Source organism: Rhodothermus profundi (assembly GCF_900142415.1).
In the GTDB taxonomy this organism is placed as follows: domain Bacteria; phylum Bacteroidota; class Rhodothermia; order Rhodothermales; family Rhodothermaceae; genus Rhodothermus; species Rhodothermus profundi.
This window is the reverse complement of the sequence record NZ_FRAU01000008.1, coordinates 118,345-134,720: the sequence shown is the minus strand read 5'-3', so window position 1 is coordinate 134,720 and position 16,376 is coordinate 118,345. Positions and strand designations below refer to the sequence as shown.

15 protein-coding genes and 4 tRNA genes are annotated in these 16,376 nt (G+C 60.7%); 7 read left to right on the top strand and 12 right to left on the bottom strand.

What is annotated here, in order from left to right; genetic code table 11:
* The 9 genes from tuf to queA form a co-directional block, all read right to left on the bottom strand.
* On the bottom strand, positions 1 to 1,195 hold a 1,195-nt coding region (tuf, locus tag BUA15_RS11555; RefSeq protein WP_072715193.1), incomplete at its 3' end, for an elongation factor Tu.
* Between the two features lie 88 nt (positions 1,196 to 1,283).
* Positions 1,284 to 1,355, bottom strand: a tRNA-Thr gene (locus tag BUA15_RS11550).
* A 13-nt stretch (positions 1,356 to 1,368) separates the two neighbouring features.
* Positions 1,369 to 1,440, bottom strand: a tRNA-Gly gene (locus tag BUA15_RS11545).
* 10 nt (positions 1,441 to 1,450) lie between these two features.
* Positions 1,451 to 1,534 (bottom strand) — tRNA-Tyr (locus BUA15_RS11540).
* Between the two features lie 68 nt (positions 1,535 to 1,602).
* Positions 1,603 to 1,675 (bottom strand) — tRNA-Thr (locus tag BUA15_RS11535).
* Between the two features lie 75 nt (positions 1,676 to 1,750).
* Entirely contained in the window at positions 1,751 to 2,374 is a 624-nt protein-coding gene (locus tag BUA15_RS11530) for a DedA family protein (protein WP_072716143.1), read from the bottom strand.
* A gap of 6 nt (positions 2,375 to 2,380) precedes the next feature.
* Positions 2,381 to 2,875 carry a 2-C-methyl-D-erythritol 2,4-cyclodiphosphate synthase gene (ispF, locus tag BUA15_RS11525; RefSeq protein ID WP_072716142.1) on the bottom strand — a complete coding sequence of 165 codons (495 nt, stop codon included), beginning with the start codon at positions 2,873 to 2,875 and terminating at the stop codon, positions 2,381 to 2,383.
* Positions 2,872 to 3,606: a 2-C-methyl-D-erythritol 4-phosphate cytidylyltransferase gene (gene ispD, locus BUA15_RS11520; RefSeq protein ID WP_072716141.1), complete on the bottom strand. Its 735-nt coding sequence runs from the start codon at positions 3,604 to 3,606 to the stop codon at positions 2,872 to 2,874. Before ispD ends, ispF begins: the two co-directional genes overlap by 4 nt.
* 14 nt (positions 3,607 to 3,620) lie before the next feature.
* On the bottom strand, positions 3,621 to 4,667 hold the full coding sequence (gene queA / locus BUA15_RS11515) for a tRNA preQ1(34) S-adenosylmethionine ribosyltransferase-isomerase QueA (protein ID WP_072716140.1): 1,047 nt from the start codon (positions 4,665 to 4,667) through the stop codon (positions 3,621 to 3,623).
* 218 nt (positions 4,668 to 4,885) lie between these two features.
* Between queA and BUA15_RS11510 the strand changes: the two genes are divergently transcribed.
* The 6 genes from BUA15_RS11510 (at position 4,886) to BUA15_RS11485 (ending at position 11,702) form a co-directional block, all read left to right on the top strand.
* A complete protein-coding gene (locus BUA15_RS11510; RefSeq protein WP_245772029.1) occupies positions 4,886 to 5,320 on the top strand; it encodes a hypothetical protein in 435 nt (144 codons plus the stop codon).
* The gene (locus BUA15_RS11505) at positions 5,317 to 7,560 is read left to right on the top strand and encodes a TonB-dependent receptor (protein ID WP_072716138.1); all 2,244 of its coding nucleotides are present in this window, start codon (positions 5,317 to 5,319) and stop codon (positions 7,558 to 7,560) included. The genes BUA15_RS11510 and BUA15_RS11505 overlap by 4 nt, the downstream gene beginning before the upstream one ends.
* 147 nt (positions 7,561 to 7,707) lie before the next feature.
* Positions 7,708 to 9,753, top strand: a complete 2,046-nt coding sequence (locus BUA15_RS11500) for a TonB-dependent receptor plug domain-containing protein (RefSeq protein ID WP_072716137.1) — start codon at positions 7,708 to 7,710, stop codon at positions 9,751 to 9,753.
* 14 nt (positions 9,754 to 9,767) lie between these two features.
* A complete protein-coding gene (locus BUA15_RS11495) occupies positions 9,768 to 10,433 on the top strand; it encodes an HmuY family protein (protein ID WP_072716136.1) in 666 nt (221 codons plus the stop codon).
* A gap of 23 nt (positions 10,434 to 10,456) precedes the next feature.
* The gene (locus BUA15_RS11490) at positions 10,457 to 11,341 is read left to right on the top strand and encodes a sirohydrochlorin chelatase (RefSeq protein ID WP_072716135.1); all 885 of its coding nucleotides are present in this window, start codon (positions 10,457 to 10,459) and stop codon (positions 11,339 to 11,341) included.
* A gap of 13 nt (positions 11,342 to 11,354) precedes the next feature.
* Complete coding sequence (locus tag BUA15_RS11485) at positions 11,355 to 11,702, top strand: hypothetical protein (RefSeq protein WP_072716134.1); 348 nt, start codon at positions 11,355 to 11,357, stop codon at positions 11,700 to 11,702.
* Here the strand turns inward: BUA15_RS11485 and BUA15_RS11480 are convergent.
* A complete protein-coding gene (locus BUA15_RS11480) occupies positions 11,699 to 12,646 on the bottom strand; it encodes an ABC transporter substrate-binding protein (protein WP_072716133.1) in 948 nt (315 codons plus the stop codon). The genes BUA15_RS11485 and BUA15_RS11480 overlap by 4 nt on opposite strands.
* Positions 12,647 to 12,772: 126 nt before the next feature.
* Between BUA15_RS11480 and BUA15_RS11475 the strand changes: the two genes are divergently transcribed.
* Positions 12,773 to 13,162, top strand: a complete 390-nt coding sequence (locus tag BUA15_RS11475) for a PAS domain-containing protein (RefSeq protein WP_072716132.1) — start codon at positions 12,773 to 12,775, stop codon at positions 13,160 to 13,162.
* A gap of 103 nt (positions 13,163 to 13,265) precedes the next feature.
* On the opposite strand, the gene BUA15_RS11470 is transcribed toward BUA15_RS11475, so the two are convergent.
* Both BUA15_RS11470 and BUA15_RS11465 read right to left on the bottom strand, forming a co-directional pair.
* Positions 13,266 to 14,966, bottom strand: coding sequence for an amidase (locus BUA15_RS11470; RefSeq protein WP_072716131.1), 1,701 nt, complete (start codon positions 14,964 to 14,966; stop codon positions 13,266 to 13,268).
* A gap of 21 nt (positions 14,967 to 14,987) precedes the next feature.
* Entirely contained in the window at positions 14,988 to 16,355 is a 1,368-nt protein-coding gene (locus tag BUA15_RS11465; RefSeq protein WP_072716130.1) for a M20/M25/M40 family metallo-hydrolase, read from the bottom strand.
* Positions 16,356 to 16,376 lie beyond the last annotated feature (21 nt).

Below are 16,376 nucleotides of genomic sequence, written 5' to 3'. Positions count from 1 at the left end.
AGTCGAGGATTTTCGTGACGACGCCGGCACCGACCGTCCGCCCCCCCTCGCGAATCGCAAAACGCAACCCCTCCTCCATCGCCACCGGATAAATCAACTTCACCCGAAACCGCGCATTGTCCCCCGGCATCACCATCTCCACCCCCTCCGGCAAACTAATATCCCCCGTCACATCCGTCGTCCGAAAATAAAACTGCGGCCGATACCCGTTGAAAAACGGCGTGTGACGACCCCCCTCCTCCTTCGACAACACGTACACCTCACACTCAAACTCCCGATGCGGCGTCACACTACCCGGCGCACACACCACCATCCCTCGCTCCACATCATCCTTCCCAATACCCCGCAACAACAACCCCACATTGTCACCCGCCTCCCCCTGATCCAACTGCTTCCGAAACATCTCCACCCCCGTCACCACCGACGTCAACTTGTCCTCCCGCAACCCAATAATCTCCACCGAATCCCCCACCTTCACCACACCCCGCTCAATCCGACCCGTCACCACCGTCCCACGACCCGTAATCGAAAACACATCCTCTATCGGCATCAAAAACGGCTTGTCCTTCTCCCGTACCGGCGTCGGAATGTACTCATCCACCGCCTCCATCAACTCCATAATCCGATCCTCCCACTCCGGCTCCCCCTGCAACGCCAACAACGCACTCCCCCGAATCACCGGCACCTCATCCCCAGGAAACTCATACTGACTCAACAACTCCCGTACCTCCATCTCCACCAACTCCAACAACTCCTCATCATCCACCAAATCCACCTTGTTCAAAAACACCACAATGTACGGAACCCCAACCTGACGCGCCAACAAAATGTGCTCCCGCGTCTGAGGCATCGGACCATCCGTCGCCGCCACCACCAAAATCGCCCCGTCCATCTGGGCCGCTCCCGTAATCATGTTCTTCACATAATCCGCATGACCCGGACAATCCACATGCGCATAGTGCCGCTTCTCCGTCGCATACTCCACATGCGCCGTCGCTATCGTAATCCCTCGCTCCCGCTCCTCCGGCGCATTGTCTATCGAATCAAACGTCCGCGGCTGATTCACCGGATCCGACACCCGCTTCGACAACACCTGCGTAATGGCCGCCGTCAACGTCGTCTTCCCATGATCCACATGACCTATCGTCCCTATGTTCACATGCGGCTTCGTCCGCTGAAATACCTCCTTCGCCATGGCTTTCTGTCCTTTTTAGTTTCTGTATGTAAGGAAAAAGCGCTCCCTGTGGGGAGCACAGTCCGATGCCCGCGGGCATCGCCTCTTGAGCCGCCTGTCGGATTTGAACCGACGACCCCTTCCTTACCATGGAAGTGCTCTACCACTGAGCTAAGGCGGCTCTTATGTCTGTGAGCGGGAGACGGGACTCGAACCCGCGACCCTCAGCTTGGAAGGCTGATGCTCTACCACTGAGCTACTCCCGCTCAGATGGTGTGGGCAGGGGAGGATTCGAACCTCCGAAGGCATTGCGCCAGCAGATTTACAGTCTGCCCCGTTTGACCGCTTCGGTACCTGCCCGTTCATCTCTTATTAAATGATCACTCCGCCCTTCTGGTGCCCCGTACTACCGCAAATTTACAATCAAGAGCTGGCGGAGGGACTCGAACCCCCAACCTGCTCATTACAAGTGAGCTGCTCTACCAATTGAGCTACGCCAGCTTATGCGGGGCAGCTTCGAGAATGCAAATTTAGTCCAGGAGTTCCGATGCTGTCAACAGACCCGCCTTTCAAACTTTATGAAACGCGCGCTTTCTGCGCACGCCGCCGCCAGAACCGAATGCCCAGGCCCAGCGCAAGTAGCCCCAGCACGCCCAGCACCACCCAGCCGTACACCTGCAGATACTGGCGCACAACCGGCCAGTTCTCCCCCACCGCATAGCCCAGCGACGCGATCAGGGTTGTCCAGACAAAAGCGCTCAGCGTCGCCAGCAGCGCTGTTTTTCCGGGATGCATATGGGCCATGCCCACGGTCAGGGAAATAACCGAGCGCGCCCCACTCAGGAAACGATTGGCCGCTACAATGCCATAGCCCCAGCGCCGCATCCAGCGTTGCACCTGATAAATGCGGCGTTTGGGTAGCCAGCGCAGTCGGTCCGGATCCAGCACCGCCGCTCCAATCCGGTAGCCTACCGCATACATGGTCATGAAGCCCGCGGCCCCTCCCAGCGTCGAAAGTAGGATGACCAGCCACAACTCCAGGGTACTTCGCCCGGCCAGATAGCCGCAAAAAACCACAAACAAATCTCCTGGAATAGGGGGCACCACATTTTCGCCGTAGGCGATCACCAGCAGCGCCACGTAGACCCACAACGGCGGTACCTGCAACGCCCATTGCGTCAGATCAGCCAGCCAGTCCATGCCTTCCTACCTCCCGGCGGCGGTTGCGCAAAGCAAACAGACCGCAAAGGCCACCGCCCCTTTCCCGGTTCCTACAAAGCCCATTCCTTCACTGGTGGTAGCCTTTACAGAAACAGCTTCCACGGGAAGAGCCAGCACGCGGGCTATGTTTTGCCGCATGGTGGCAAGATACGGTTTAAGGCGCGGTCGCTCAAGCACAACGGTGCTGTCCACATTGACGACTTCGTAGCCTGCTTCCACGACCAGCCGATGCACCTGCTCAAGCAATTCCTGACTGTCTGCATCCTTCCAGCGCGGATCGGTGTCTGGAAAGTGATGGCCAATGTCGCCGAGCGCCGCTGCACCCAGCAGGGCATCGGCAATGGCATGCAGCAGCACGTCGGCGTCCGAATGACCGGCCAGGCCCTGCGCGGAAGGGATGCGCACACCGCCCAGAATGAGCGGACGTTCGGGTACCAGTTGATGCACGTCGTACCCAAAGCCGATCCGAAACGGCCTCATGTGTCTTTTTTCGATTGGTGGCACAGACGGGCTTCCCAGTGCGGCCAGAGCACCTGTGCCAGCTCCCAGTCTTCTGCCGTCGTAATTTTGAAGTTGAAACTGCTCCCGGGCACGCAGGCAACCGGATATCCCAGGCGTTGAACTAATTCAACGTCATCGGTAGCGGCTTCCTCCTGCTGCCGATGGGCAGCTTCCAACCAGTCGCGTCGAAATCCCTGAGGCGTCTGCATTCGGTAGAGCCCTCGCCGGGGCACCGTCTCCCCCAGTAAATGGTCATGCACGCGCCGCACCGTGTCGGTCTCCGGAATAGCGAGCGCGGCTGCCCCGACGCGCCGGGTTGCCTCGATAACGGCCGAGATCTGTTCGGGTAGAATAAACGGCCGCACCGCATCATGCACAAGCACCAGGTCGATCTCCGGCGGAAGCACGGCCAGCGCCGCCTGCACCGACGCCTGGCGCGTGCGTCCTCCCGCCACGACCTGCCAGCGTTTCGGAAGCCCTGCCGCCTGCAGGGAATCGCTGATGCGCGCCACACAATCTGCCGGTACGGCCACCACGAGGCTGTCCACTTCCGGATGAAAGGCAAACGCCCGAAGCGTTTGCTCAAGCAACGGCCGTCCGCCCAGCCGCCGAAACTGTTTGCGCGGGCCTCCCAGCCGCGATCCCTGGCCGGCTGCCGGCACCAATACGGCCACCCGATCTGCCCGTTCCTGCTGCGCCGCCTCGGTCATACCCCCGCCCTGTCTCAAAGAATCAGCATCGCATCTCCAAAAGAGAACAGCCGATACTTTTCCTGGACCGCAATGCGGTAGGCTTCCATCACAAAATCATGCCCGGCAAAGGCCACCACCAGCGCCAGCAGCGTACTCCGCGGCATGTGAAAATTGGTGATGAGCCGCTCAACGATCCGGAAGTCATAAGGCGGATAGATAAACTTGTCGGTCCACCCCGAGCCCGCCTTCAACGTACCGGTAGCGGAAATGCTTGACTCCAGCGCCCGCACCACCGTAGTACCAACGGCGGTGACGGTATGATCGGGAGACAGCAGCGCCCGATTAATGCGCTCGGCCGCCTCTTCTGTAATAATAAAGTACTCTGAATCCATGCGGTGCTTGGTCAGGTCCTCCACCTCAATGGGTCGAAACGTGCCCAGCCCCACATGCAGCGTAATCGGGACAATGTCGACGCCTTTCTGCTTCAGCCGCTCCACCAGAGCCGGCGTAAAGTGCAATCCGGCTGTTGGCGCGGCTACCGATCCCGTTTCCCGGGCAAAGATGGTCTGATACCGCTCGCGATCCTCCGGCTCGTCTTCGCGCTTGATATACGGGGGCAGCGGCATGTGACCGATCTCCTCAATTTTGCGATAAAGCTCTTCATCGTTACCGTCGAACAGAAAGCGTATGGTCCGCCCCCGCGAGGTTGTGTTGTCAATTACCTCCGCCACCAACCCCCCATCAAAGTAGATTTTGTTTCCTACTCGAATCTTTCGGGCCGGATCAACCAGGGCGTCCCAGAGTCGGCTTTCGGCGTTCAGCTCGCGAAGCAGCAACACTTCGATCCGGGCACCGGTTTTCTCCTTTCGGCCATAGAGCCGCGCCGGAAAAACTTTTGTATTATTGACCACCAGAACATCGCCTTCGTTAAAGTAATCCACAATGTCTCGAAAGATGCGATGTTCGATGGTTTTACACTTACGGTTAAGCACCATGAGCCGAGCACTGTCGCGCGGCTCGGCCGGATACTTGGCAATCAGACTTTTAGGATATTCGTAGTGCAAATCGGATAGTCTCATTGATGATCACCACGCTTACATCCACAGAAACCGCTTACAGCAGCGTTGAGCCCATTTCAGGATACGGCTCAGCCTACCGGATCGCGGTCGAAAATATACATTCACCGGATCCCCGCGCCAAACACTGCCAGGCGCATTCTTTCCATTCTGTTAAGGTTCTGTTCCGAATTCACAGACAACCCACGCAAAAGCGTTTAAGCCAATTGTTTTTGAGCATCTTGCTACTTTTAGCTGGATGTGATGGAGGGCTGGCTCCGCCGCCCCCGTCTCCGCTGGCTACCATTGAAGGAACGGTTTACTACACCGGCCGCTGGCCCCCTCCCGACTCGGTACGGGAGCTGCGCTTTGTAGCCATGCGCTTTGTGCCGCAAAGTGCCCTTGACCTATTGCTCCGCTTTAACGAGCTCGTAATCAGCGACACACTGCGCCGCTTTGTTGACACCGACACCTTCCGCGTCGTACTTGATCTGGAAGGCGTGGTGGCCGACACCTTTCTGTATAGTGGCATAGCTTGGAAATTTGGCCCCGGCCTGCTGGACTGGCGGCCGCTTGTAGTTTATGACCGTCCCCTTATTCTTCGCCCCGGAGAACGCCGCCCCCTCGTGCTGGAAGCTGACTTTCAACACCCTGCCAGCTTTCCTGGATCGCCATGAAATACGCGCGTCTGCTCCTGCTACTCGTTGCGCTCCCGCTGCGCGCCCAGCCCGAACGGGCGACGCTGGAAGGCACGGTGCGGGACATCTACGGCACCCCCCTGATCGGCGTAAATGTAATCCTGACCGGCACGCTCTATGGAGACGCCACCGACGCTACCGGCCATTACCTGATCGCAGGGATCCCGGCCGGAACCTACACGGTTCGGGCCTCGGCCGTAGGCTACGTGCCGGCGGAGCAAACCATTACGCTGGCGCCCGGGGAACACCGACGCCTGGATTTCGCCCTTATCCCTACCGTCATTGAAGCCCCTGAAGTGGTCGTGACAGCCGCCCGACGTGCCCAGTTGCTGGATCACGTGCCGGTCAGCCTTTCCGTACTGCCGCTGCGCGACGTAACGGCACGCGGCATTTTTACGCTCGACGATGCCTTACGCTACATCCCCGGCGTGCAAATGAGCGGCAACCAGGTCAACATCCGGGGATCCTCAGGCTTCACCTACAATGCTGGCAGCCGCGTGCTGCTGCTCATCGACGGCTTTCCCATGCTATCGCCTGATGCCGATGGCGTGCCCTTCGAGCTGCTACCCATTGCCCAGATTGACCGGATCGAAGTGCTCAAAGGACCTGGCTCGGCGCTTTACGGCAGCGGAGCGCTCGGTGGCGTCATCCAGGTGCTCACCCGCGATTTCCCTGAGCAACCGGAAACCGAAGTGCGCCTCTCGGGAGGAGCATATGCCCCCGTGCGTTACGCCCAGTGGCGCGCGCGCTGGGCGGGCGCCCGCCGTTGGCGCCCGTTTGGCACCGTTATTTTCACGCACGCCCGGCGCCTGAGCAGCCGCGCAGGTGGGTGGCTCCATCTCACCTATCTGCACAACACCGGCCACCTGAATTTCAGCAAGCGCCTTCTGCTTCAGGGCTACACCAAGCTGCGCTGGCAACCTGCGGCAAACGCGCGGCTCGTAGTGCTTTCCGGACTGACCTGGCGGCGCAATGACTCTTTTCTGTACTGGAATGGCCTGCGCGATCCGCTCAATCCCGGCCGCATTCCCACAACCGGCGCCAAAGATGCTGTAGGTGCCAACGATACGGAATCCCTCCAGTGGACGCTGCTACCGGCTTTTACCCATGCCCCGGGCTCTAACCTGTTCTACACCATCAGTGGCCGGCTCTACGTACTGGCGCTGCGCCCGCTGGACGATGAGGGCCGCCCGAAGCCGCTCTCAAAAGGCACGCTGGGATTCCGCTATGGCGGACAGGTTCAGCTCGACTGGCAACCCGCTGAAACACGCTACCTGACGTTTGGAGCATCGGCCGACGCAGTCGCCACGCGCTCCTCATTCTTTCCTGCCGAAGACGGCCATCCGTTTCGCAGCCAGCCCGAAGTATCTGTGTTCGGCCAATGGGAAGAGGCGCTCACCCCTCGGTGGCGGCTGACCGGCGGACTGCGTTTTGACGCCTACCAGATTCGTGCCAATCGCTGGATTACGCGGCTCAGCCCCCGGGCCAACGTGCTCTTTCAGGTCCGCCCCAACCTGACGCTGCACGCCGCTTTTGGGCTGGGCTTTCGGGTGCCCGGTGTAGCTGAGCGCTACATCGAAAACCAGGAGTTCTTTCCCATTGTGGCCAACCCCGACCTGCGCCCCGAAACAAGTACTGGTTATGAACTCGGGCTGCGCTTTCGCTATCGCGCAGGCGCGCTGGCCAGCGTGAGCAGCACGCTGGCGCTGTTCTGGACCGATTATCGGGATCTGGTCGAACCGCGCTTTCAGGCCCATCGCCTGGCCTTTCAATTTGTCAACCTGACCCGAGCCCGCATCCGCGGCCTGGAAACCACCGTGGACATGCAGCTCCTGGGCTCCTGGCTGAAAGCCCAGCTCGGCTATACCCTGCTGGATGCGGACGATCTAACCGGCCCCCGACCGCTTCCGCTGTCCTTCCGAAGCCGCCATTTGCTCAAAACGAGCCTGACCATAGCGCTGCCGGTCCACCTTCGCATGGGCGCTGATCTGCGCCTGGCCAGCCGCCCGGAACGCATCGACACGGAATTTGCCCGCTTTGTACCAGATGCCGACGTTACCGTACCAATCCGCGTGCTGGATCTGCGATTAAGCTGGCAGCGTGCTGGCCTGATGCTCACCTTGCTGATCAAAAACGCCCTCGACTACTATTACGTAGAACGTCCGGCTCTACTGGCCCCACCCCGCCACCTGCAGCTCCAGCTCCAGTGGCGACGGTAAGCCTGTAACAGCAGATAGCAAGCCCAGTCAGGCCGGCCCTTCCTTCCACGGATGACGGCTTTCACTGCAACTTCATAATTGTCCCTTTGCATCGGATCGGTCCAGCCTGTAATTTATATTCAGTCTAAATTTTATATCAAACAAGCTATGACCTCGCTGCTTCTGCTGGTGCTGCTACCGCAGGTAGCCCTGGATACAAGCCGGGCCATCCCCCTGCCCCCTGTAGTCATTACGGCTACCCGGTCGGCCCGGCCGCTGACCGAGGTACCTGTGCCTACGCAGCTCGTCTCCGCTGAGGCCATCCGCCAGAGCGGCGCCGCGCGCCTGTCGGACCTGCTGGCCCAGCAACCCGGCCTGTTGCTTTTCGAAGACCACGGCACCGGCCTCATGATACAGGGCTTTGAGCCCGACTACACGTTGCTGCTGCTTGACGGCGAGCCCATCATCGGTCGCACAGCGGGCACGCTGGATTTAGATCGCTTTACGGTGCAGGGGCTGGACCGCATTGAAATCGTTCGCGGTCCGTCCTCCTCCCTCTATGGGAGTGAAGCGCTGGCTGGAGTAGTTAACCTGATCCGCCGCCGTCCAGCCGCACCACTGGCCGCTACGCTGCACGCGCGCACAGAAACGCACGGCACGCATCAGATCGGGACCACCACAGAGCTGCGGCGCGGCCGCCTGGGCGCTTTCTTACTGGTGGACCACTACCGCACCGAAGGGTATGATCTGGCACCGGACGTCTTTGGCCCTACTGCCCCGGCCCTGCGCGACTATACCGCCGACGTTTACCTCACCTGGGACCTGCCCCGTCGCTCGCTGCTATCGCTGGCAGCTCGCCACCATCGTCAGCAGCGGCTCAGCGCGTTCGCCCTGGCGGACATCCCCTACGACGAGACGTACCGCCAGGTGGACTGGAGCCTGCATCCGCGCTGGCAACAGCAGCTTACTCGCCGGCTGCGGCTGGACCTCTCGCTCTACCTGACAGGCTATGCGACCCGTACCCGTATGACCCGGCAGGCGGACGGTGCGCTATACTACCAGGATCGCTTTGCGCAGGCCTATCGCAAGCTGGAAGTGCGCCTGCAGCAACTGCTGCCCCATCGCCAGTTGCTGACAATAGGCAGCGGCGCCGTGCAGGAAGCGCTGGAGGGCGATCGCTATGCCGGTCGCGTTACAGCCCGGAGCGGCTTTTTCTTTGCCCAGCACGAATGGGCGCCTCGCTCCTGGCTGGAAGTGGTCTCAGGTTTTCGGTTCGACACCCACAGTGACTATGCCAGCCGCTTCAGTCCTCGGCTGGCCCTGCTGGTTCGGCCTTCCGAGCACTACCGACTCCGCGTATCGGTGGGCAGCGGCTTCAAGGCTCCAGCCTTCCGCCAGCGCTACCTGGTCTTCACCAATACAGCGGCTGGCTACAGCGTGTTTGGTACCGCGCGTTTTCGGGAAGAGCTGGAGCGATTGCAGGCGGCCGGACAGATCGCCCGGCTCCTCATCGATCCAGACCGTGTCGCCCCGTTACGTGCAGAAAGCTCTGTTGCCTTCAACCTGGGCGGCGACGTGCAGCTCTTTAAGCGCCTGGAGGTTTCCCTTAACCTGTTCCATAACGAAGTCCGGGACCTGATTGACGTGCAGCCGGTTGCTCAAAAGACCAATCAGGCGTTTGTCTACTCCTACTTCAACCTGGAGCGCATCTACACCCGCGGGCTGGAAGCTACGCTGACGGTTCGGCCCCGGTCAGCCGTGACATTCGGCCTGAGCTACCAGTATCTGGAGACGGCCGACCGAGATGTGCTTGCGGCCATTGACGCGGGGCGGCTCTTTGGCCGCACGGCATCAGGCCGCGATTATCGTCTGCAGCGCCAGGACTACGGCGGCCTCTTTGGACGTTCCCGACACAGCGGCACGGTTCATCTGCGCTGGCGGTTAGCGCCGCTGAAAGGGACCGTAGCGCTCTGGGGCATCTGGCGCAGCCGGTACGGCTATCGGGATGTGGATGGCAATGGGGTGGTGAACCGCCCTGACGAGTATGCACCAGGCTACAGCCTCTGGCACCTGACAATTACGCGCAATCTAGGCCGCTTCCTGGAGCTCCAAGGCGGTGCTTTTAACCTGCTGAATCTGCGACGTCCGGCGCTGATGCCTTTCCAACCTGGTCGGCGCTGGTTTGTGACGCTTACCGTTCATGTGCAACCCTAAACCCGATGTGAACCATGCGGACACATGCCCTTTTGCTCCTTATCCCGGGTCTGGTGGTAGCCGCCTGTGATGCCAGCAATCCATTAGATGAAACCACGCCGGTCGAGGCAGTCGTGGTCAAAGATCTGCCGGCCGACCCCACCACGCGCGATCCTCAGACAGGGCGGCCGGTCGGTACCGGTCGATACACCTTTTTCAGCCTGCGCACCGGCGAAATTGTGCTGCGCTACGATAATCCAGACCGTAGCGATTCGGCTTCGACTGCCTGGGACCTGGCCTTTCAGGGCACCCATATTCTGATCAATGGCGGCACGAGTGGTCCGGGTCAGGGGGGTGCGGTTGTGCTGGAGGTGCCTTTTGAAGAGGTAGCCGAAGCTCCCGCCGACGATCAGTTTCGGGTAGACGGAGAGGACCCCTGTCCCAACGGCGTTCAACGCGCCATCTGCCCGGGCTCCGGAAACGGCTGGTACAACTACGATCCAGCCACGCATACGGTCACTCCGATACCTGGCCGCACGATTGTCGTGCGCACGGCTGATGGGCGTTATGCCAAAGTGCGCATCCTGAGCTATTACAAAGGGGCTCCTGATCCCGGTGCCATCGACCGCCAGGCTAATCCGCCCCGTTACTACACCTTCGAGTACGTCTTTCAACCGGACGGCTCTCGCCGGCTGCAGTGAGCTTGAACAAGACGGAGAAAACCATGCTGACGCTTTTTCTACTCTGGATGAACCTGCTCATAGCGCCCGACAGCACCCAACCGGGCCTGCTGGTGATGGCCCATGGAGGGTCTTCCTCCTGGAATCAGGCCGTACTGGAGGCAGTGGCGCCCCTGCGAGCAGGACGTCCGACAGCTGTTGCCTTCGGAATGGCCGATCCCAACACGCTTCGCCAGGCGCTGGACTCCTTGCGAGCGCAGGGAGCGCGCCGCGTCGTGGTTGTCCGGCTTTTCATGGACAGTGCTTCGTTTCGGCATCAGACGGAATATCTGCTCGGGTTGCGCTCTGACCCACCCGCTCGCTTCTTGCATCACGGCCCCCGTAGCGAACCTGGCCCCCCACCGCCGCTTCGTCATGATCTTTCGCTCGTGCTCAGCCGGACCGGCCTGATGGAGGCTCCTGAAATCGGTCCGATTCTGGCCGATCGCGCCCTTGCGCTCAGCCAGCATCCGGCCCGGGAGTCTGTGCTCCTCCTGGCGCACGGTACCGAGGATGAAGTGCGTAATGCCCGCTGGATTGTGGCAATGGAGCGGCATGCCCGGCTTATTCGGGCGCTGGGTTTTTATGCCGTGCGCGTTGAGACGCTGCGCGAAGACTGGCCGGCACTGCGGGCCGAGGCTGAACGTCGGATTCGCGCCTTCATTGAGGCCGAAACGCAAGCAGGCCGCACGGTTCTGGTCATTCCGTTTCGCGTGTACGGCTTTGGTCCCTATCAGGAGGTGCTGGAGGGTCTGACGTATCGGGCGGACGGAACCGGACTGCTTCCCCATCCGGCTATTACGGCCTGGATTGAACGCCAGTGGTACCGGTTGAGCCGGCAGGCCGGCTGGCTATCGTCTGAGGAAGCGTTGTCGCATCCCTTGCACTGAAAGCACTCAAGCCATGCAAGCTCCCTCTGGCAGCCGCCCCTATCTGTTTCAAACGCCGCATGGCTACGTGCTACGCTGCGCCTGCTGCGGACGCTTTGAGGTCGCCTTCGGGCGGCTCGTGCTTCAGCTTTCGCCTGAACGTTTTCAGGCACTCTGTGAGCGGGTGCGTTCGGTGCCCCTTGAGGCCTGGGAAGCGGGCAGCCTGTGCGCCCTGTCGCTGACGGGACGGCTGGAGACCGTCGACGTGCGCTATGCCTGCACGCACGCCGAACTGCGGGCTCTGCGCGAGCTGCTGGAGGGCGCGCAGGCCAAAATGGAGCGGGAACACCTGCTACAGCAGGCGTTGCGCGCACGCAATTAGGCCAGCGCAGCTTCCAACGTCTGCAATTCCCAGGGCTGCACGTTGCAGGCGTGTGCAGGCAGGCGCTCCGGATGCAGGCATACCGCCACGAGCTCAATGGAACGATACAGACGAGGGCCGGGCCGATTGAAGTAGGCATGTCCATCCAGTACATATACCCGTCCCTCCTGCACAGCCCGTAGCGTTTGCCAGACGGGATGTTGCATCAGACCAGGCAGCTCTCGAGACGTCTGCGCCACGGTAAATCCACAGGGCATGATTAGCAGCACGTCCGGATCGGCTGCCTGAAGCTCGTCCCAGGAGATTGTTCGCGAGGGTTGCCCGGACTCGACCAGCACGGCCTGTCCCCCGGCCATTTCCACAACATCGGGCATCCAGTGCCCGGCCACAATGAGTGGCTCAAGCCATTCCAGGCAGACAACCCGCGGAAATAAAGCGGGGTTGCTACGCCGGTGCAGCCCCAGCGCATCCCGCAAGCGGCGCAGTCGCTGCTCTGCCGCTGCCAGATACGCCATAGCTGCACGAACACGGCCGATAGCTCGGCCAATTTTCAGCGCGGCATCCAATACCTGTTTGAGCGTCTGCGGTGCTATGGCAAGCACGCGCGGCGGGACCGGCCAGTGGGCTATGCCGGCTTCTAGCTCGGACACCGACACGGCACACACGGGACACTGGGCCTGCGTAAGGATCAGATCAGGTTGCAGCGCCTGCAGTTGCTCCCAGTCGATCTCGTACAGGCTCAGCCCCTGTTCCCATACCGCCCGAACCTGCCGGTCAATTTCGGCTGACGTGCCCTGAGCAGCAACGCGCGGCCGGGTCAGCACCGGACGATCCAGCACTTCCGGCGGGAAGTCACAGGCATGAGAACGACCAATCAGTACCTCTTGAGCGCCGAATGCCCATACCCATTCGGTAGCGGCCGGTAACAGAGAGACAACGCGCATGGGGATATTTGTTTAACGGAATGTTTTTCACACTTTTCCTTACCGGAAGCGCTTGCCAAAGCGACAACTTTGTTGTACGTTCTAACTACGTAAAGCTACTCATGGTTTGGCAGGAGGAACGCGCGTATGCCAGCAAAATCTCTTAAGCCCTCTTCGGCCTCTTTAGCTCGGAAGCGCTTTCAGCGAGAGGAGGCGCTTGATCCTCATCTTCCGATGCTGTTGATCAACGCCAACGGCGACATTCAGCACATAACCCCGGCAGCCCGTACATTGCTTGAATATCCCGGAAAGCAACCGCTTGACCCTTGCTTTTTTACGCACGTCCACAGCCGCAATCTGCAGCAAATCTGGCATGATCTGGCGGCAATGGCCCGGGCGCGAAAGCAGCAAGCGTCCTGGCTGCTTCGGCTTCGCACCGGACGCGGCCACTGGCGCTGGTTTCAGGTGCGCGCCCGCAATCTCATTCGGGACCGGGGCGGTATTCTGCTGTTGTTGCAACCATTGCAACTGGCCTAGCGCATTTACGCTCCCCAGCAAGGGCTGCTGATCCTCCCGGCATTATGGGGAGGCGACTACCGCTTCTCTTTCGGCTTACCCCGATGTTTAACCGGCAGGCCGATTATCGAATCGGGGGGCGACGTCGGTGAAAGTCGGTTGCCTGCTGGTAGGCATGCGCCAGCATGAGCACTTCGGCATCCCGGTAGAGTCCTCCGATAAACGTGATGCTGCCAGGCTGCCGGCGTGGGGACAGCGGTTTATCCTTCAGAGGATGGAACGCATTCGGCACGCACACGCAGGGATGTCCTGTCAGGTTTGTAATGCGTAACGTGCCTCCCTGAAAAGCCGGCGCGACAAAGACATCGACTTCGCGAAAGACCTCCGCCATCCGTTGCATGAGCAGGGTGCGGATACGATTAGCCTGCAAAAACTCAACCGCCGGCACAAAACGGGCTACGCGGAACACATGCGGCCAGGTGTTGCGCCCCTGCCGGACCATCTGGTCTACTCCTCCCGTGCGGGTCAGCTCGTCAAAAGCAGCGGCTGCCTCGACCTCCAGCGTAAGCAGCATGGCCGAAACGGGCAGGTCATCGGGCAGACGAATGGGCTTCAGCGTAATGCCCAGGTCGCGGAGCACCTGAAGCGTCTGCAAATCGGCCTCGCGGTTTTCATAGTCCTCTTCGAAGGCGTCGGCCAGATAGCCTACGCGGAGCTGCCGCACGTCAAAGGCGGGATCAAAGGGGAACGGCATATCGCGGGTGCTTGGATCACGCGCATCGCGTCCTCGGATGGCTTCGAACACCAGCGCACAATCCTCGGCCGAACGGGCCATAGGCCCCAGTTTGTCCATGGTCCAGCTCAGCGCCATGGCGCCATACCGGCTTACGGCACCAAACGTTGGGCGGTGGCCGGTTACGCCATTGCGCGTTGACGGTGAAACAATGGACCCGAGCGTTTCTGAACCAATAGCAAACGGCACCAGACCAGCGGCAACGGCCGCTCCCGACCCGGCCGAAGAGCCACTGGATCCCTGATCAATGTTCCAGGGGTTTTTGGTCTGCCCACCGAACCACACATCGCCCCAGGCCAGCGCGCCCAGCGTCAGCTTGGCCACCAGAACAGCCCCGGCAGCTTCCAGTCTCTCAATTACAGCAGCCTTTACGTCCAGCACCTGATTTTCGTAGGGCTTAGCGCCCCAGGTCGTGCGGTAGCCAGGCACAGCCAGCAGGTCTTTGGCCCCATAGGGTACGCCGTGCAGGGGGCCGCGCCAGTGGCCCGCATCCAGTTCCTCATCAGCTTTTCGGGCCTGCTCAAAAGCCAGTTCCTCCGTGTAGGTTACCACGGCTTTCAATACCGGATCATAACGTTTCAGGCGGGACAGGTACAATTCGGTCAGTTCTACCGAGCGCACCTGTCGCGTTTTGAGCAGGTACGACAGCTCCGCCACTGTCATGAACGCCAGATCTTCGTCGCTGCGCGGCCGTTCCACCGGACGAGGCTCCCAGCGCATTCCGGCCGTCCCCTCGGGCACCGGTTCTCCCCCGATCGTTGGGTCAAACACAAAGGCCGGAATGACGTCGTTCGGCAGCGGGACCTGCCGCAGCGCCTCGTAATCTTTCAGGCGCTCGGTCAGGTCTTCCACCATCATCTGGCGCTGCTCTTCAGTGAAGGAAAGGCCGGCAATGCGTTCGGCGCAGGCAATTGTTTCGGGCGTAATCGGCTCACCCTCTTCAATCTTGGCGTAAAGCACACCTGGGAATAGCGTGCCTGTCAGTCCCAGGGCGGAGCAGTACTGGAGAAACAGGCGTCGATCCAGTGGCATGGCGTTGTTGTGGTTTGGGAGTTAACGGAACAACGGCACCGGAAACAGCACGCGGCTTTCATGCCCCTGCGCATCAACCGACTGGATGCCAAAGAAGTAATCGTCTTTGGACCAGCCCACAAATGTGTAGCTGGTGTCGGTGGCGGGTACAAACCACTTCTGCTCCCACAGGGGCGCCGTGGTCTCCCGCACCAGCACATAGTAGCCCGCCAGCCGGTCACGGCCGGCTCGCGGGGGCGACCATAGCAGCCGGGTATCCACGGAAAGCCTGCGTGCATCGATGTAGGCAACGGCAGGCGGGGGAGGTGCCATGGCCAGGTTGGCCAGCGCAGCCGTCATCAACCGGGTTACCCGGGCTACGTAGTCAAAGTCGATCCGGTCCGGCACATCGCCGTAGGCGATTCCATCTGCCACGCGCACGTCCTGGTGCTGGCGCGTATAGGCTTCGTGCGGTTCGGTGAGGCGCACGGCCGCAAAACCGCGTTCGTTGAACGGAATATGGTCGCCTCCGCGCAGAAAGCGGTCGCGCCGGAAAATCAGTTTCACCCGTAGTTCGGGCACGTATCGGGTGCCAATTTCGTGCAGGTAGCGGGCAAGCTGTCGGGAGGGGCTGTCGTTCTCGCCACCGATCGCCTGCCGCAACCGAGCCTGCCGGGGTGTTTCAGCAGATGGAACCCCTTCCGAAAAGACACGCACCGTTCGGTTGTCGCGCACGCCGTTATCGCCCTCGGTATTGCCAATAATGTCCAGCGTAAACATCCCGGCCACATTCCAGCCCAGCGAATCGGCCAGGGCAGCCAGATGACGGGCTCCGATGAGCCCCTGTTCTTCGGCTGCCATTGCTACAAACAGGATTGTAGCAGGAAAACGCGCATCGGCCAGGACACGGGCCATTTCCATGACCGCGGCTGTTCCACTGGCGTCGTCCGACGCGCCAGGGGCATACGAAAGCGAATCCATTACGTCCCGCACGCGACTGTCGTAGTGGCCACTGACGATAAAAATGCGATCGTCTTGTGGATCGGTACCGGGTAGCCGTGCGATGACGTTGACAATTTCCACGCGCCGATCCACGCGACGGCCATCGGGTCCATACCAGAAGCGATCCAAGAAGACTTCCATGCGCCCGCCTCCGGCTGCTGCATAGCGTTCGAAGGTTTGCTTGATCCATCGCCGAGCTGCCCCGATGCCAAATGTATCGTTATCGGTAGGGGAAAGGGTATGGCGCGTGCCAAAAGCAGCCAGCCGCCGGATGCTGGCTTCAATGGAATCAGCTGAAACGCGCGTCAGTAGTTGCTGGATATACGGATCCGGCTGGTGCATTACCGGCTGCGCCCGGACGCTCAGGACTCCTCCAATTAGCAGGAGCATAATCCAGGGTTGCTTCATGGCCCTTCGGCATGCAGGTGT

What these genes read in the sequence shown, in the direction of transcription:
- BUA15_RS11500 (WP_072716137.1), top strand. Translation starts at nt 7,708, where the DNA reads ATGACCTCGCTGCTTCTGCTGGTGCTGCTACCGCAGGTAGCCCTGGAT.
- ispD (WP_072716141.1), bottom strand. Translation starts at nt 3,606, where the DNA reads ATGACCGAGGCGGCGCAGCAGGAACGGGCAGATCGGGTGGCCGTATTG.
- BUA15_RS11505 (WP_072716138.1), top strand. Translation starts at nt 5,317, where the DNA reads ATGAAATACGCGCGTCTGCTCCTGCTACTCGTTGCGCTCCCGCTGCGC.
- BUA15_RS11530 (WP_072716143.1), bottom strand. Translation starts at nt 2,374, where the DNA reads ATGGACTGGCTGGCTGATCTGACGCAATGGGCGTTGCAGGTACCGCCG.
- BUA15_RS11495 (WP_072716136.1), top strand. Translation starts at nt 9,768, where the DNA reads ATGCGGACACATGCCCTTTTGCTCCTTATCCCGGGTCTGGTGGTAGCC.
- ispF (WP_072716142.1), bottom strand. Translation starts at nt 2,875, where the DNA reads ATGAGGCCGTTTCGGATCGGCTTTGGGTACGACGTGCATCAACTGGTA.
- BUA15_RS11475 (WP_072716132.1), top strand. Translation starts at nt 12,773, where the DNA reads ATGCCAGCAAAATCTCTTAAGCCCTCTTCGGCCTCTTTAGCTCGGAAG.
- BUA15_RS11470 (WP_072716131.1), bottom strand. Translation starts at nt 14,966, where the DNA reads ATGCCACTGGATCGACGCCTGTTTCTCCAGTACTGCTCCGCCCTGGGA.
- BUA15_RS11485 (WP_072716134.1), top strand. Translation starts at nt 11,355, where the DNA reads ATGCAAGCTCCCTCTGGCAGCCGCCCCTATCTGTTTCAAACGCCGCAT.
- BUA15_RS11480 (WP_072716133.1), bottom strand. Translation starts at nt 12,646, where the DNA reads ATGCGCGTTGTCTCTCTGTTACCGGCCGCTACCGAATGGGTATGGGCA.
- queA (WP_072716140.1), bottom strand. Translation starts at nt 4,667, where the DNA reads ATGAGACTATCCGATTTGCACTACGAATATCCTAAAAGTCTGATTGCC.
- BUA15_RS11490 (WP_072716135.1), top strand. Translation starts at nt 10,457, where the DNA reads ATGCTGACGCTTTTTCTACTCTGGATGAACCTGCTCATAGCGCCCGAC.
- BUA15_RS11465 (WP_072716130.1), bottom strand. Translation starts at nt 16,355, where the DNA reads ATGAAGCAACCCTGGATTATGCTCCTGCTAATTGGAGGAGTCCTGAGC.